Origin of the sequence: Streptococcus parasanguinis, assembly GCF_001069785.1 — a bacterium.
Classification (GTDB): domain Bacteria; phylum Bacillota; class Bacilli; order Lactobacillales; family Streptococcaceae; genus Streptococcus; species Streptococcus parasanguinis_T.
Genome location: NZ_JVSR01000082.1, coordinates 59,162 through 74,272, shown reverse-complemented (window position 1 = coordinate 74,272; position 15,111 = coordinate 59,162). Strand labels below are relative to the sequence as shown.

14 protein-coding genes are annotated in these 15,111 nt (G+C 42.2%); 10 read left to right on the top strand and 4 right to left on the bottom strand.

Features of this window, described 5'->3' with window-relative positions; genetic code table 11:
- Window positions 1-47: 47 nt before the first annotated feature.
- Window positions 48-1,076, bottom strand: coding sequence for a YdcF family protein (locus tag ADG03_RS07550; RefSeq protein ID WP_049473245.1), 1,029 nt, complete (start codon window positions 1,074-1,076; stop codon window positions 48-50).
- Between the two features lie 135 nt (window positions 1,077-1,211).
- On the opposite strand from ADG03_RS07550, the gene brnQ reads away from it, so the two are divergent.
- The 3 genes from brnQ to ADG03_RS07535 all read left to right on the top strand — a co-directional run bounded on the left by brnQ (window position 1,212) and on the right by ADG03_RS07535 (window position 4,216).
- Entirely contained in the window at window positions 1,212-2,528 is a 1,317-nt protein-coding gene (gene brnQ, locus ADG03_RS07545) for a branched-chain amino acid transport system II carrier protein (protein WP_049473244.1), read from the top strand.
- A 395-nt stretch (window positions 2,529-2,923) separates the two neighbouring features.
- On the top strand, window positions 2,924-3,631 hold the full coding sequence (ccdA2, locus tag ADG03_RS07540) for a thiol-disulfide oxidoreductase-associated membrane protein CcdA2 (RefSeq protein ID WP_049473243.1): 708 nt from the start codon (window positions 2,924-2,926) through the stop codon (window positions 3,629-3,631).
- 21 nt (window positions 3,632-3,652) lie between these two features.
- Complete coding sequence (locus ADG03_RS07535; RefSeq protein ID WP_080976928.1) at window positions 3,653-4,216, top strand: TlpA family protein disulfide reductase; 564 nt, start codon at window positions 3,653-3,655, stop codon at window positions 4,214-4,216.
- A 30-nt stretch (window positions 4,217-4,246) separates the two neighbouring features.
- Here the strand turns inward: ADG03_RS07535 and ADG03_RS07530 are convergent, their stop codons facing one another.
- The 3 genes from ADG03_RS07530 to ADG03_RS07520 are packed head-to-tail and all read right to left on the bottom strand — an operon-like array spanning window position 4,247 to window position 7,064.
- Window positions 4,247-5,491, bottom strand: a complete 1,245-nt coding sequence (locus ADG03_RS07530; protein WP_023918071.1) for an NAD(P)H-dependent oxidoreductase — start codon at window positions 5,489-5,491, stop codon at window positions 4,247-4,249.
- An 18-nt stretch (window positions 5,492-5,509) separates the two neighbouring features.
- Window positions 5,510-6,115, bottom strand: coding sequence for an NADPH-dependent FMN reductase (locus ADG03_RS07525; RefSeq protein ID WP_023918073.1), 606 nt, complete (start codon window positions 6,113-6,115; stop codon window positions 5,510-5,512).
- A 25-nt stretch (window positions 6,116-6,140) separates the two neighbouring features.
- Window positions 6,141-7,064, bottom strand: coding sequence for an FAD:protein FMN transferase (locus ADG03_RS07520; protein ID WP_338151654.1), 924 nt, complete (start codon window positions 7,062-7,064; stop codon window positions 6,141-6,143).
- Between the two features lie 224 nt (window positions 7,065-7,288).
- Between ADG03_RS07520 and nox the strand changes: the two genes are divergently transcribed.
- The 7 genes from nox to ADG03_RS07485 all read left to right on the top strand — a co-directional run bounded on the left by nox (window position 7,289) and on the right by ADG03_RS07485 (window position 15,088).
- Window positions 7,289-8,665 (top strand): H2O-forming NADH oxidase, encoded by a 1,377-nt coding sequence (nox, locus tag ADG03_RS07515; protein ID WP_003001563.1) that lies wholly within the window; start codon window positions 7,289-7,291, stop codon window positions 8,663-8,665.
- A 118-nt stretch (window positions 8,666-8,783) separates the two neighbouring features.
- Window positions 8,784-10,328 carry a ClC family H(+)/Cl(-) exchange transporter gene (locus ADG03_RS07510; protein WP_049473242.1) on the top strand — a complete coding sequence of 515 codons (1,545 nt, stop codon included), beginning with the start codon at window positions 8,784-8,786 and terminating at the stop codon, window positions 10,326-10,328.
- A 110-nt stretch (window positions 10,329-10,438) separates the two neighbouring features.
- Window positions 10,439-11,311, top strand: a complete 873-nt coding sequence (efeO, locus tag ADG03_RS07505) for an iron uptake system protein EfeO (protein WP_049473241.1) — start codon at window positions 10,439-10,441, stop codon at window positions 11,309-11,311.
- A 5-nt stretch (window positions 11,312-11,316) separates the two neighbouring features.
- Window positions 11,317-12,522 (top strand): iron uptake transporter deferrochelatase/peroxidase subunit, encoded by a 1,206-nt coding sequence (gene efeB / locus ADG03_RS07500; RefSeq protein WP_049473240.1) that lies wholly within the window; start codon window positions 11,317-11,319, stop codon window positions 12,520-12,522.
- A complete protein-coding gene (locus tag ADG03_RS07495; protein WP_049473239.1) occupies window positions 12,500-14,185 on the top strand; it encodes an FTR1 family iron permease in 1,686 nt (561 codons plus the stop codon). The genes efeB and ADG03_RS07495 overlap by 23 nt, the downstream gene beginning before the upstream one ends.
- Complete coding sequence (gene tatC / locus ADG03_RS07490) at window positions 14,172-14,891, top strand: twin-arginine translocase subunit TatC (RefSeq protein WP_049473238.1); 720 nt, start codon at window positions 14,172-14,174, stop codon at window positions 14,889-14,891. The genes ADG03_RS07495 and tatC overlap by 14 nt, the downstream gene beginning before the upstream one ends.
- Entirely contained in the window at window positions 14,891-15,088 is a 198-nt protein-coding gene (locus tag ADG03_RS07485; protein ID WP_049473237.1) for a Sec-independent protein translocase subunit TatA/TatB, read from the top strand. The genes tatC and ADG03_RS07485 overlap by 1 nt, the downstream gene beginning before the upstream one ends.
- Window positions 15,089-15,111: the final 23 nt, after the last annotated feature.

Sequence of the window (15,111 nt, the reverse complement as noted above, 5' to 3'; positions counted from 1 at the left end):
GACGAAATCGAATTCTAACGAATTACCGATTTCTGTCCCACTCTCTTTTAGTTTAGATATTTAATGAAGAACTCAATCAGTTTCATGATTTGTGTAAAGAACCAAGGTAGAAACAGAAGAGCTAGGAAGGTAACATGCCATTTCCAATAGAGTGAAACCAAGCCAACGGTTTCTCGAATCCAAGCGGATGGGAGATAGTAAAAAGCTGTTCTTGAACCGATACTTCGACCAGGTATTTTCAATCGTCTCATAAAGACACCTGCACGGAGCGCGTGAAAAGAATTGGTCACCACAAGGACTCGCTTGCCAAGCCCCTCTTCTTCAAGGATACGCTTGCTAAAGGTCAGGTTTTCAAAAGTAGTACGAGAGCGATTCTCGATGAGAATGGCGTCTTCTAGAACCCCATGTTCCATCAAGTATCTGGCCATCGCTTCCGCCTCAGCGATCAGCTCATCTGACCCTTGACCACCAGAAACAATCAACTTTGGTCGTTTCTTGAACTGCTCATAGACGGCCTTTCCCTTCTCAAGACGCTGGGCCAAGAGTGGGGGAATCTTGTCTCCGATCAAACCTGAGCCAAGGATGATGATGGCGTCTGGCTCTTTGCGAACTGGAAAGAGATTGCAAAAAGTCCCATAGGAAACATAAGAGAGGTAGAGAAAAGTCATGTAAAACAAGGTGAAGTCAGTCAGATAAATGAGGATGTCATTCCCTGGGAAATAGGGTAGAAAATGTAGTGCCAAAGCTCCGATAATAAACAGTCCATAAAGCAGAGAGAGGAGGTTGGCCAGTCTTTTTCCTTCAAAAAGCATCATTTGACGACCGTTAAAAAGGAGAAAGATAGATGAGATAATAATGCTGAGAAAAACGAGGATGGAAATCACTACAAAGACAATCATTGCAATTTGTTGATTGAACCATAGCTCAGTTCGAACGACTAGTAGAAATGCAGAAATCAGTAGAAGAAGCCCCAGGTTTATTGAAAAGAGATAAGCATTGAAAAGCCTTCTGCGATCACTCATAAAGAACAATAAAAAGATAAGAGCTGGAAATAACCAGAATAGATATAGATACATGTTTTACCTCTCGTAAAATCTTACATCCATTGTACCATAATGACTGATAGAAATAGCGGATTGTTCATGCAAATAAGTTGCATTCTTCAAATGAATTTGATAAAGTTAAGATTATCGTTTTTTTAAGGAGATCGTATGTTACGAAAAGGTTCCCTGACAGGTTTATTACTGTTTGGTATTTTTTTTGGTGCTGGAAACCTGATTTTCCCGCCGACTCTTGGTGCTTTATCGGGTAATCAATTTTGGCCAGCAATTGCTGGGTTTGTCCTTTCAGGCGTGGGAATTGCCATTGTGACCTTGATTATCGGGACACTCAATCCCAAAGGTTATATTGATGAGATTTCTCGTAAGATTTCACCTGTTTTCGCAATTGTATACTTAGTTGCGCTGTATCTTTCGATTGGTCCTTTCTTTGCCATTCCAAGAACGGCGACGGTATCTTTCGAAGTGGGGACAGCCCCCTTATTAGGTGGAATGAATGCCAGTTTAGCACTTTTCATTTTTACCCTGGTCTACTTTTTGCTTGCTTTTTTGATTGCTTTGAATCCATCTAAGATTCTAGATCGAATCGGTCGTATTTTGACCCCGATCTTTGCGATTCTCATTTTGATCTTAGTCGTTCTTGGAGCTCTAAAATACAGTGGGCATGCTCCAATGGTGGCTACAAAAGCTTATCAGGCATCTGCCTTTGGGCAAGGATTTTTAGAGGGGTACAATACCTTGGATGCCTTGGCATCTGTTGCCTTTAGTGTGATCGCAGTGACTACTTTGAATCAACTTGGATTTTCAAGTAAGAGAGAATACATCAAGACTATTTGGTTGGTTGGAATTGTTGTAGCCCTTGGTTTTAGTGTGCTGTATATCGGTTTAGGATATCTGGGGAATCATTTTCCTATTCCAGCTTCTGTTATGGCATCTGATACCAATAAAGGGGTGTATGTATTATCAGAAGCGACCAAAGCGATCTTTGGTCCGACTGCTCAGATTTTCCTAGCAGGAATGGTGACGGTAACTTGCTTTACCACAACCGCTGGTTTAATCGTCTCTACCAGTGAATTCTTCCATAGCACCTTCCCTAAGGTCTCTTACAAGGTCTATGCAAGTGTCTTCACTTTGATCGGTTTTGCGATTGCCAACCTTGGCTTGAATGCCATTATTGCCTTTTCATTGCCGGTCTTGATGATTCTTTACCCAATCACCATTACCATTGTATTGATTGTGATAGTGAATAAATTTGTGGCTCTATCAAAACCAGGAATGCAACTGACTATTTTCTTGGCCAGCTTGGTCTCTCTTGCAAGTGTTCTGGCAAATACCTTTAAAATTTCACTAGTTGAAAAGGGGATTTCTTTGCTTCCATTTGCAGCTCAATCTCTTCCATGGTTAGTGCCAGTAGTTATCGGGATTCTTTTATCGCTCGTATTACCAAATAAACAAACGGCAGAAGAATAAGTTATATTAGAAACTCTAAAGGTTTGTGCTTTAGAAATAGATTGAAGATAATATCCTCTTAGAAACTTTCCTTAGGTGAGTAAGGACGTCAGCGAACTTCATAGAAGTTCCATGACTTAGTTTTGGACCTGAGGTTCCAAAACTCCCGAGTGCCTGAAACAATTGTGTTTCAGGCACTTTTCTCACGGCGGCAAGTTTCAATGTATACTTGAATGTGCCTTATGTATTCTTTTAGTTTTTCACCACAACTTAGACTCTAAAGTTTTGTGCTTTAGGGTTTTTCTTTTGAAACTAGGATCTAAATCCAAACTTTAGTAAAAAAACGTAGCAGAAATTTTTATTTTAGGTCAGTCAATGTTATACTGAATGTAGCATATCGATATACGGAGTGAACTATGAATCCAATCATTTTTTCATTGACAGTTTTTCTTGCGGGTATTCTGTCTTTCTTTTCTCCCTGTGTCTTTCCTTTGCTACCGGTTTATATTGGAATCTTGCTAGGAAGTGATCAGGAAAAGGCTATCCGATTGTTCGGGAAAAAAATTCGCTGGCATGGCTTGCTGAAAACCCTTTGTTTTATTGCAGGTATTTCTGTTATTTTCCTCCTCATTGGTTTTGGAGCGGGCTTGCTTGGAAAGATCATGTACACCAATTGGTTCCGTTATCTGATGGGAGCCCTCATCATTATCCTTGGTCTTCATCAAATGGAAGTCTTTCATTTTCATTTCCTTGAAAAGCAAAAAACAATGGATTTTGGAGCCAACAAACAGAAGAATGAATTGTTTTCAGCTTTTCTCCTTGGTCTTGGTTTTAGTTTTGGTTGGACGCCTTGTATTGGTCCGGTATTAGGATCAGTTCTTGCTTTAGCAGCATCAGATGGGCAAGATGCTCTTATGGGAGCTATTTATCTCCTTGTTTATACATTGGGAATGGCTCTTCCGTTTTTACTGTTGGCCTTAGCATCTAGTCTGGTCTTACCTTACTTTAATCGTCTCAAACCCCATTTGTTATTGCTGAAGAAAATCGGCGGAGCCATCATTATTCTAATGGGAATTCTCTTACTCTTGGGACAATTGAACAGTTTGTCATCTATCTTTTCATAAAATAATCCGGAGGTATAACACATGATGAAAGGTATTAAATACGCTTGTTTCTCAGTTCTCTCTTTAGCTTTGCTGTCAGCTTGTTCCATGAATCAATCCAGTGAGAGTAGTATGGACAATCAGCCAACAATGAATACAACAACGAATAAGAATGCTTTGGTAGGAAAAGACGCTAGTGACTTTGAACTAAAGGATATGAAGGGGAATACGGTTAAACTTTCAGACTACAAAGGGAAGAAGGTTTATTTGAAATTTTGGGCAACCTGGTGTGGCCCTTGCCGGCAAAGTATGCCTGAACTAGAGAAATTGGTCAAGGATACGGATAGAGACTTTGAAATTCTGACCATTATGGCACCAGGACTCCAAGGTGAAAAAACAGAAGAAGAATTCGTCAAATGGTTTGATCAACAAGATTACAAGTCCGTACCGGTCTTGTACAATCCAGACGGTTCTGCATTTGCAGATTATCAGGTTCGCTCTATTCCTACAGAAGTCTTTATAGACAGTCATGGGAAAATTGGACATGTCCAATTAGGGGCAATTTCAAACGAAGATGCTAAGAAGATCATCAAAGACTTACAATAAAAAAATGAAGCACGAAGCTTCATTTTTTTATTAGTTGCTTGCACCAGAAGTGGCATCGGCATCTCCGTGCCCTCCGTCACCATGTCCTCCAGCATCTGAAGCACCAGAAGTTGCATCTGCACTACCGTGTCCACCAGCAGGAGCAAATGGACCGCTTCCGCCAACTAGACGTTGTCCTGTTGTTTGTAGGTACCAGTCCAACCATGGTTTGAAGTTGAAGACAATCTCATTGATACCAGCGTATGAACCATCTTCATAGTACATAGCTTGGTAGTTGTGAGTGTTGATCACACCCTCAGGAGATCCTGGAACAATGGTCCGAACATAGTCTTGGTTACCGTTACGAAGGGTACCAATCACCCATTCCACGTTTTTCATACGTGCTGGTGGTAGGGAACCATGAACGGTTGACATCCGGCTTCCTGATTGAGGTGGCACGCGTTTGGCAAACATGGTATCAGGATCTTGATGGGCATTGTTGTAGTAGAGGAATTGGTTGTTATCATCGGCATAGGTCAATTCAAATGGCATAGCCTTTAAGAACATATCAATTTGGTTAACGGTTAGGATACCGTGGTCGAGTTTGACATAGGTATCGCCGGAAACGGCACCAGTGATTTCAGCTACTTTTTCTACCCAATCTGGATCGTCAGGATCGACTTCAGTAACAGTTGTAGCGATTGGATGATTACAATCCAAGTCTTCTGGTTCAATTGGTTTTGGTTTTTTCAATTTAGATACAACCTCAACGTATTTCATAAAATTATCCAAGCAGGTTTCAAGGAATTTGACGGTTCCCTCGTTAATGATATTGCCGTCTTCGTCAAAAGCTTCTTTTGCTTTTCCAAGAAGGAATTCATTTCCTGGAAGGGTATAAGCATTGACACCTGGGGCATCGAGGATCTTACGGAGGTGAACTTGCGCACGTGAAGTCCCTTGATCATAGTAAGAAGCACCGACGATCATAACCGGTTTGTTTTCAAATGGATGCACCTCGAAAGAGAGCCATTCAAGAACAGACTTGAGAGCAGCAGAGATCGTATGGTTGTGCTCTGGAGTGGCAATGATAACACCATCTGCACGAGTGATTTTGTTATATAAGAGACGTAATTGGAAACTTTCGTCCCATTTTTCATCTTGGTTAAACATTGGAACTTCGTCGATTTCAAGAACTTCCAATTCAAATTTGATCTTAAATTGGCGGCGAATGAATTCCAAAAGTTTACGGTTATATGATTGATCGTAGTTCGATCCTACAAGTCCAACAAATTTCATTCTTTTCTGTCTCCTATCTTACAAGTTTTCCCAGTCAAATTCTTCAGCATCTTTGCGAAGTAATTCTTGGGCGTTGCGCAATTTGTCTGTGATTTTTACAAACACACGGAAATCATTGAAGACCGCATCTAATTTTTGAATGACATCTAAATCCACCAAGTCTCCATTTTGATCAAAGGCTTGCAATGAATGAGAGAGCAAGAATTCATCTGGCAAGACATTCGCTTTAATTTCAGGAGCATTTAAGATTTGGCGAAGTTGGAGTTGGGCGCGTGAAGATCCCAACGTACCGTATGATGCCCCAGTAATCATGACCGGTTTGTTCAACAATGGGAAGACTCCGTATGAGAGCCAAGCGAGTGCACTCATCAAGACTGCTGGAATAGAGTGGTCGTATTCTGGAGTTCCAATAATGACCCCATCAGCTTCTTCAATTTTTGCAACAATATCTAAGACAGCTTCAGGAACTTGTTTGTCGGCTGGTTTGTTAAAGACAGGGATATCTTTAATTTCGACCAATTCGATCTCAGCCTTATCAGCAAAATGTTTTTGCATGTATTGAAGCAGTTGACGGTTTGTAGAACGTTTGGAGTTAGTCCCCACAATCGCAATAAGTTTTATCATGGAAAATTCCTTTCTGATAGGAGAATTATAAATAAGATTGAAGCCCACTTGTATAGGCGATCTTGCCTGATTGAGAAACCAATAAGGTATCTATACCAGGAAGTGATTCAACAGTGTTGAGGATAGAAGCAGGAGATTCCCCGAACAAGCGGGTAGTCCATATCTCCCCGTCTACGGATCGATCAGATATGATGGTGATACTGGCTAAGTCTGTCTCGACCGGATAGCCCGTCGCGCTATCAAAGATGTGGTGAAACGACTGGCCGTCAACTTCTAAATGACGCTCGTAGATGCCAGAGGTGACAATAGATTTATCCTTGACAGAGAGGACCAGTAGGTGCTGACCTCTTTTTTCGACTGGATTTTGAATGCCAATCCGCCAAGGTTGCTGTTTGACGGGATGTTGACCGACAGTGAGGATATTTCCTCCAAGATCGATCAAGGCATCTGTTACTCCCTGGCTCTTTAAAAAGGTCGCAATGCAGTCTGCACTATAGCCCTTAGCCAAGGCACCTAAATCGATCTTCATTCCAGGACGTGTCAGAAAGACCGTATGGTTTTCTGGGTCGAGCTGAATTCGGTGAGGATCGATCATGGTCAGAGCTTGATTAATTTCCCCTTGCTGGGGACGTCTAGCATCTGAAAATCCAATTCGCCAGGTCTGTACAAGAGGACCAATGGCGATGTTTAAATGGCTGTTTTGAGCTTGACTATGCAAGGTTCCTAATGCAATCAGTTCAAAAAGATCTGGATGAACTTGGACAGGAGCAATACCAGCTTGGTAATTGACCTCCATGAGTTCAGAACTTGCATCATTGGCACTGAAGCGATGTTCGTAGGAGCGAAGAAGTTCAAAGCAGCGGGCTAAGAGTTCATTCGCTTGTGGGTGACAGATCGAAACAGTGATGGTCGTTCCCATCAAACGTTCGGATCGACTACTTAGGTCCACTAAAAATCTATCCTTTCCTATTTTCACTTACTTACAGTATATCAAAAAGATATCGTTTTCACAATCATTTCAAGCATATTGTTTGACATTTTTTGAAACATGTGAAGTGGGATTTTCTGGAAAATTGAAAAAAAGATCACAAATTCTGAGCAAAATAATTGTAACCGATATCATTTTTATGATATACTCAAGAAGTAAATTAAATTAAAGGTAGGATTTATTCTATGAGTAAAATCGTTGTTGTAGGGGCTAACCATGCCGGAACAGCTTGTATCAACACTATGTTAGATAATTTCGGAAATGAAAATGAAATTGTAGTTTTTGACCAAAACTCAAACATTTCATTCCTTGGATGTGGGATGGCGCTTTGGATCGGTGAACAAATCGATGGTCCTGAAGGTCTTTTCTACTCTGACAAAGAAAAATTGGAAGCAAAAGGTGCAAAAGTCTACATGAATTCACCTGTTCTTTCAATTGACTATGACAACAAAGTGGTTACAGCGGAAGTTGATGGAAAAGAACATAAAGAATCTTACGAAAAATTGATCTTTGCGACTGGATCAACACCAATCATTCCTCCAATTAAAGGAGTTGAAATCGTACCTGGTAACCGCGAATTCAAAGCAACTCTTGAAAATCTTCAATTCGTTAAATTGTACCAAAACGCTGAAGAAGTGATCGAAAAATTGAAAGACAACAGCAAACACTTGAATCGTATCGCCGTCGTTGGTGGTGGTTACATCGGTGTTGAACTTGCTGAAGCTTTCGAACGTCTTGGTAAAGATGTTGTCTTGGTGGATATCGTGGACACTGTTTTGAATGGTTACTACGACAAAGACTTCACTGACATCATGGCGAAAAACTTGGAAGACCACAACATCCGTTTGGCACTTGGACAAACTGTTCAAGCGGTTGAAGGAGATGGTAAGGTAGAACGCCTTGTAACCGATAAAGAAACCTTCGATGTAGATATGGTTATCTTGGCTGTTGGTTTCCGTCCTAATACAGCTCTTGCTGATGGTAAGATCGAACTCTTCCGCAACGGTGCCTTCCTTGTTGATAAGAAACAAGAAACGTCACTTCCAGGTGTATACGCAGTTGGTGACTGTGCGACGATTTTCGATAACGCTCGTAACGAAATGAGCTACATCGCTCTTGCATCTAATGCGGTTCGTTCAGGTATTGTTGGTGCCTACAATGCGACTGGTCATGAATTAGAGGGAATCGGTGTTCAAGGTTCTAACGGTATTTCTATCTACGGCCTTCACATGGTTTCAACTGGTTTGACTCTTGAAAAAGCGAAAGCTGCAGGCTTCAATGCCACTGAAACTGGCTTCAACGACCTTCAAAAACCTGAATTTATCAAACACGATAACTATGAAGTTGGTATCAAGATCGTCTATGATAAAGACACTCGTCAAATCCTTGGAGCTCAAATGGTATCACGTGATAGTGCCATCTCAATGGCTATCCACATGTTCTCACTTGCGATTCAAGAACACGTGACGATTGATAAATTGGCCTTGACTGACTTATTCTTCTTGCCACACTTCAACAAACCATACAACTACATTACAATGGCAGCTTTAACTGCTGAATAATGAATAATTGAAAAACAAAGCTAGCGGTGCTAGTTTTGTTTTTTTCTGATTTTCCATGTATTCAGAGGCAGTGAAATAAGGTATAATGAATAGGATAAGAGTTTGAAGGAGTTAGGGAATGTCTGCTAAAGAAGAAGCCTTAAAAAAGGAATTTCATTTTGCCTCTAGTTCAATTGTGGCCCATATTGTCAGAGGTGTTCTGGTTGGGATCGTTGTGGGCTGCATCGTCTCAAGTTTTCGTTTTTTGATCGAACATATTTTTCATTTTGTTCAAGGCGTTTACAAGGAGATGTCTGGTCAACCACTTTATTTGCTGGCGATGCTGTTGGGGTATGGGGTGATCGTACTGATTGCTGGCCGACTTATTCGCACCAATCGGGATATCAAAGGATCAGGAATTCCGCAAGTCGAAGCAGAACTTAAGGGGCTCTTGGCGGTAAGCTGGTGGGATACCTTGTGGAAGAAGTATATTCTAGGTGTCTTGGCCATCGGAAGTGGCTTGATGCTTGGTCGTGAAGGTCCTAGTATTCAATTAGGGGCAATGGGTGGAAAAGGAGTGGCCCATCATTTGAAGGTCAGTCCGGTTGAGGAGCGGTCTTTGATTGCAAGTGGGGCTGCTGCTGGCCTTGCCGCTGCCTTTAATGCACCTATAGCGGGGCTCTTATTTGTGGTTGAAGAGGTCTACCATCATTTTTCACGCTTCTTTTGGATTTCAACCTTGGCTGCTAGTTTGACGGCTAATTTTATTTCACTCAATGTCTTTGGTCAAACACCAGTGCTTCATATGCCACAAAATATTCCGCCACTCCATCTGTCTCAGTACTGGATTTATCTTTTTCTAGGAGTCTTTTTAGGGGCAGCAGGGTATGTCTACGAAATAGTGGTTCTCAATATCGGTCGATTGTATTGCTTACTTGAGAAGATTTTCCATGTTCCTTCTCATTATTCTTCTTTATTTGCCTTTGTCTTGATTCTTCCAATCGGCTATTTTCTTCCCCAAATTCTTGGTGGTGGAAATCAATTGGTCTTGGATTTGGCTCGAGTACCGTATCCAGTGCTGACCATCCTTCTTTATTTTGCGATCCGTTTCATCTGGAGTATGTTGAGCTATGGTAGTGGTCTACCTGGCGGAATTTTCTTGCCCATTCTAGCTTTAGGATCTCTTTTAGGCGCGATCGTTGGAACTTTCCTCCAAAACATTGGCTTTATCTCCCAAAATCAATTACCTCTCTTCATTATTTTAGGAATGAGTGGGTATTTTGGGGCTATTTCGAAAGCTCCTTTAACCGCTATGATTTTGGTAACAGAGATGGTCGGTGATATTCGTAGTTTAATGCCACTGGGTATGGTCACCTTGCTGGCTTATATGATCATGGATCTCTTCCATGGAGCACCAGTCTATGAAGCCATGCTGGAGCAACTCTTACCTGATAAGGCTCAAGAAGAAGGAGAGTTGACCTTGATTGAGATTCCTGTATCCGAAAAGATTGCAGGGAAACAAGTTCATGAACTCGAACTCCCCCAAGATATTTTGATCACCACGCAAATGCGAAGTGGTAAGAGCTATACGGTCAATGGTGCGACCCGCTTGTATCTAGGTGATAGCATTTTTGTGGTGGTGAAAGAATCCGAAATTGGACGAGTCAAGGATATTCTTTTGTAAAAGACAGTTTCTTAGAAAAGTCTTTCTATTATTAAATTTTCAGACAATTGTTGAAAAATGAGAAAACTTCTGGTAAAATAACTCCAAGAACAAAAGAGGAGAAGTCTTTCATGAAAAAATATAGTCTACTCTTATTGAGTGTTGCTCTTTTAGCAGGGTGTGCAAATACTACTAGCAAACAGTCCAGTCAAAAGACGCAAACTAGCTCAACGGTGCAGTTGTCAAAGGCTGACCAGAAGACCTTGGACAATGCGACGGCTGAATACAAAGATTTTGTCGAAATGCAAATTGACCAATTGCTCAAGGATACAGAAGGATTCCGTGCTACCCTAAAAGAAGGAAATTTGGAAGAAGCCAAAAAGCAATACCCCTTAATCCGCATGGCCTATGAACGGTCTGAGCCGATTGCTGAAACCTTTGGAGAATCGGATGTCAAAATCGACTACCGCTTGGTGGATTATGTAGATGAAAATAAATCAGAAGATGGCTGGTCAGGTTTCCACCGGATTGAGCGTATCCTTTGGGAAAACAATACTACAGATGGAACAGACAAATACGCTGACCAACTGGTGAACGATATCAAGGAGTTGAAAGCTAAAATTGCTACAGTAGAAGTCACACCGGATATCATGTTGACCGGAGCTGTCGATCTGCTCAATGAAGTGGCAACGCAAAAGATTACGGGTGAAGAAGAAGTCTTCTCTCATACAGATCTTTACGACTTCCGCGCTAATATTGAAGGGGCTGAAAAGATCTTCTCTCTCTTTAAACCCTTGATTGAGAAAAAAGATGCTAAATTGGTTAAAACCTTGGAAGCAGAATTCAAAAATGTCAATGCTCTATTGGACAAACACATGACAGATGATTCAAACTATAAGTCTTACACAGATTTATCCAAGGAAGATACCAAGGAATTGGCAGAAGCTGTGACCAAACTTGGCGAACCTTTGTCTCAAATGGGTGTGATTTTAGATGGGAAATAAGAAACATGGCTGACGAAAAATTTTTAGATAAAAAAATGGACCGTCGTGAATTTCTTAAAAAAGCAGGTATTGGAGGGGCTGGTCTAGCGCTGGGTCTCTCTGGTGCATCTGCTTTTTTCGCTAATCAAGACAGTTCCAGCAAAAAAGCTTATGATGGGGATGAAGACATCTCCTTTTATGGCAAGCACCAAGCAGGGATTACAACGCCCATGCAGAAGGCTTGCTACTTGGTTGTATTAGATCTTCACACGACGGACAAAAAAGAAGTCATCCAGCTCTTTAAAGACTGGACTGATTATAGTAGTAAATTAGTCGAAGGAGAGTTGGTCAAAAAAGATGGGGCCAATGCCCTTTTGCCACCAACAGATACAGGTGAAACAGTAGGGCTCAACCCCTATCGCTTGAGCTTGACTTTTGGGGTTTCGGCTTCCTTTCTAAAGAAACTGGGCTTGGAGGCCAAACGTCCGAAACTCTTTCGTGATTTGCCTCCATTTCCAAAGGAGCAGTTGCAGGACAAATATACAGGTGGTGATATCGTCATTCAGGCCTGTGCGGATGATGAGCAAGTAGCCTTTCATGCGGTGCGAAATCTGATTCGTAAGGGTCGCAATACCATTACCATGAAGTGGAGCAAATCAGGATTTGCAGCTATTGGTGACCAAAAAGAAACGCCCCGTAACCTCTTTGGTTTCAAGGATGGAACAGCAAATGTCACGACTGAGAAAGACTTTGACAAGGTCGTCTGGACTGACAGCAAGGACTGGATGAAGGGTGGTTCTTATATGGCTCTTCGCCTAGTGCAAATGCACTTGGAAACTTGGGATCGGACCAATTTGCAGGAGCAAGAAAACACCTTTGGTCGCTACAAGGAATCCGGTGCTCCCTTTGGTAAAACCAACGAATTTGATGAAGTAGATTTATCTAAACTACCAGTTGATTCACATGTTCGATTGGCCAAAGAAGTCGATCGACCGATTTTACGCCGATCATATTCCTATTCGGATGGCATCAATGAACAGACTGGGCAATTTGATGCCGGCTTGATCTTTATCGCCTTTCAAAAAGATCCGAACAGCTTTGTCAAAATCCAAACCAATTTGGGCGCAGTAGACAAAATGAACGAGTACATCACCCATATCGGAAGTGGACTCTTTGCTTGCTTTGCAGGCGTTGAGAAAGGAGGGTATCTTGGTCAAGCACTCTTTGAATAAACTCTTGATCCTTTTAGGCCTTCTTGCCTTGTTCTGGACTCATCCAGTATCTGCGGAGTCTTATAGCGATCTCTTTATCAAGATTACAGATGCAACAACAGCTGTACAAAATAAGGACCAGGATAAGGCCAAGGAATTGATCGCTGAGATTCAGGCTGCTTTTGAATCCAAAGACCACCATGATTCCAAGGCAGGGAAAAAAGTTAGCCAAGCCTTAGCTATAAAAGGGGAGGTAACTAAAGACGATCTCACCAAGATCTCATCAGCCTTGCTCGCTTTTGAAAAAGAGCAAAATCCGGTCGATTTAGAGGCGGAAAAAGACAAACTCGTGAGTCGCCTCGCTCCTTACTTTAAGAACCTACAAGAGGCCATTACGGCTAAGGATCTGGATAAAACCCGTCAAACCTATGCAGATCTCAATAACACATGGACGCGAAACGAAGCGGTGGTAAGAGATCACAGCACAGCCTACTATGGCAAAATCGAGACGGCCATTTCGCTCTTACGCAGTAGTATTGAAACAGAGCCTACCGATTTCACCAACATCCAGTCCTCTTATGATGACCTCAAAAATGGGATTGATGCTTTTGTAAAAGGAGAAGCCATTAGCAGTGCCAGTACGGATTTGACGCTGAACGATGGGATCAAGCTTTTGGAGAAGGCGCAAAGCCAATTCCAATCCGGCGACGATAAGTCTGCTGCAGCGACTATGAAGCAGTTCATCACGATCTGGCCAACCATCGAGGGAGATGTTAGCACGACCAATCCAAGTCTCTACACGCGCGTAGAGAGTGAATCCCCGGTTATAATGGTCAAGGGGAAAGAAAAGGCCTATCAAGAGAAATTACAAGCCTTGATCCGAGACTTGTCTGCGATCGATACGACAGCTTCTTACAACGCTTTTGATGCCATGTTGATTCTTCTGCGTGAAGGAGTAGAAGCCCTTCTGATTGTCATGGCGCTTGTGACGACCCTTAAGGCCGCTAAGATGAGGAAAGGTCTCAAATGGGTTTACGGTGGAGCTATCGCTGGTGTTCTTGCCAGTGCAGCAATTGCTCTTGTTTTGCAAGTAGCTTTTCCAGCCGTTACTTCGGGGTCTAACCGAGAAATCATTGAAGGTGGCGTTGGGATTTTCGCTGTGGTCATGATGATCCTCATCGGAATTTGGCTCCACAGCAAGTCCTCTGTCAAACAGTGGAATGCCTTTATGGACCGTCAAATGAAGACCGTGACGGCTACAGGAAGCTTTGTCTCGATGTTTGCCCTCAGTTTCTTAGCAGTCTTTCGTGAAGGGGCTGAGACTATTCTCTTCTATGTCGGGATCATTCCGCGGATTACAACCGCGAATTTCTTACTGGGAATAGGGTTTGCCATAGCCGTTCTCATCATCATTGCAGTGGCCATGACCAAGGCCAGTCAAGCTATCCAACCTCATCGAATCTTTTTCATTCTGACGTGGTTGATTTACGCTTTGGCCTTCAAGATGCTCGGTGTCAGCATTCACGCCCTGCAGTTGACCAATATCCTACCTAGCCATTTGGTCAATGGACTTCCAACCATCGATTGGGCGGGGATCTATCCAAGCTGGGAAGTTCTTCTTCCTCAAGGTATCTTTGTGGCCTTGATCGCACTCGTTACGGTGAGACAACATGGCAAAGAGTAGAGCAGATGAAATGACTATTGTTGAACATTTGGTCGAATTTCGAAAACGATTGATCGCAGTGGTCTTGTGCTATATTATCGTCTTCATCCTAGCATTTGTATTTGGAGGAGAAATCTATCAAGCCTTGACGGCTAGCCTGCATCAAAAACTGCTGGTACTGGGACCGAATGATATTCTCTGGATCTATGTATCGCTGGCCAATCTCACATCCTTTAGCCTGACCTTGCCCTTTATTGTCTACCAGATTTGGCAATTTGTAAGGCCGGCTTTGAGGGAGAAGGAGGCGCGTGCAGTCTTTGCCTACATCCCAGCTAGCTTTATTTGCTTTGTACTGGGGCTTGCATTTGGTTATTTCTTTGTCAGTCCAGCTATTTTAGAGGTCCTGATGCGATTGGGAGAAGGGCTGTTTGATACCCAATTAACAGCACAAAATTATCTAACCTTCTTATGGCACACTACCTTGCCTTTAGGGGTCTTATTCGAGTTACCAGTTTTGGTCGCTTTTCTGACCTCGATTGGACTTTTGACACCACAGTTTTTAATAACCTACCGACGTTATGCTTACTTTGTTCTGCTGGTCTTAGCCGTCGTGCTAACCCCTGCAGACTTTATCAGTGACTTGGCTATGACACTCCCTTTGATCCTCTTATTTGAAGTCAGTGTCGCCATCAGTAAAGTCATCTATTCAAGAAAAAGGAGAAACTAATGGGAATTTTACGTGATATTGGATCACCAGGATTGATCATCATCATCCTGGGCGCCCTCTTGATTTTTGGACCAAAACGCCTGCCTGAGTTGGGCCAGTCCATCGGCAAAATGTTTGCTGAATTTAAGACAGCTGTCAACAAAGGCAGTGAAGAAGCCGATCAAGACACCAAAGAAGCTAAAGAAGAAAAAGAATAATCAGACAATTTTCAAAATTCTAT

Excerpts from the sequence above, each read along its gene's own strand:
- tatC (WP_049473238.1), top strand. The coding sequence starts at position 14,172 with ATGGCAAAGAGTAGAGCAGATGAAATGACTATTGTTGAACATTTGGTC.
- efeB (WP_049473240.1), top strand. The coding sequence starts at position 11,317 with ATGGCTGACGAAAAATTTTTAGATAAAAAAATGGACCGTCGTGAATTT.
- brnQ (WP_049473244.1), top strand. The coding sequence starts at position 1,212 with ATGTTACGAAAAGGTTCCCTGACAGGTTTATTACTGTTTGGTATTTTT.
- nox (WP_003001563.1), top strand. The coding sequence starts at position 7,289 with ATGAGTAAAATCGTTGTTGTAGGGGCTAACCATGCCGGAACAGCTTGT.
- ADG03_RS07550 (WP_049473245.1), bottom strand. The coding sequence starts at position 1,076 with ATGTATCTATATCTATTCTGGTTATTTCCAGCTCTTATCTTTTTATTG.
- ccdA2 (WP_049473243.1), top strand. The coding sequence starts at position 2,924 with ATGAATCCAATCATTTTTTCATTGACAGTTTTTCTTGCGGGTATTCTG.
- ADG03_RS07525 (WP_023918073.1), bottom strand. The coding sequence starts at position 6,115 with ATGATAAAACTTATTGCGATTGTGGGGACTAACTCCAAACGTTCTACA.
- efeO (WP_049473241.1), top strand. The coding sequence starts at position 10,439 with ATGAAAAAATATAGTCTACTCTTATTGAGTGTTGCTCTTTTAGCAGGG.
- ADG03_RS07510 (WP_049473242.1), top strand. The coding sequence starts at position 8,784 with ATGTCTGCTAAAGAAGAAGCCTTAAAAAAGGAATTTCATTTTGCCTCT.
- ADG03_RS07535 (WP_080976928.1), top strand. The coding sequence starts at position 3,653 with ATGATGAAAGGTATTAAATACGCTTGTTTCTCAGTTCTCTCTTTAGCT.
- ADG03_RS07485 (WP_049473237.1), top strand. The coding sequence starts at position 14,891 with ATGGGAATTTTACGTGATATTGGATCACCAGGATTGATCATCATCATC.
- ADG03_RS07530 (WP_023918071.1), bottom strand. The coding sequence starts at position 5,491 with ATGAAATTTGTTGGACTTGTAGGATCGAACTACGATCAATCATATAAC.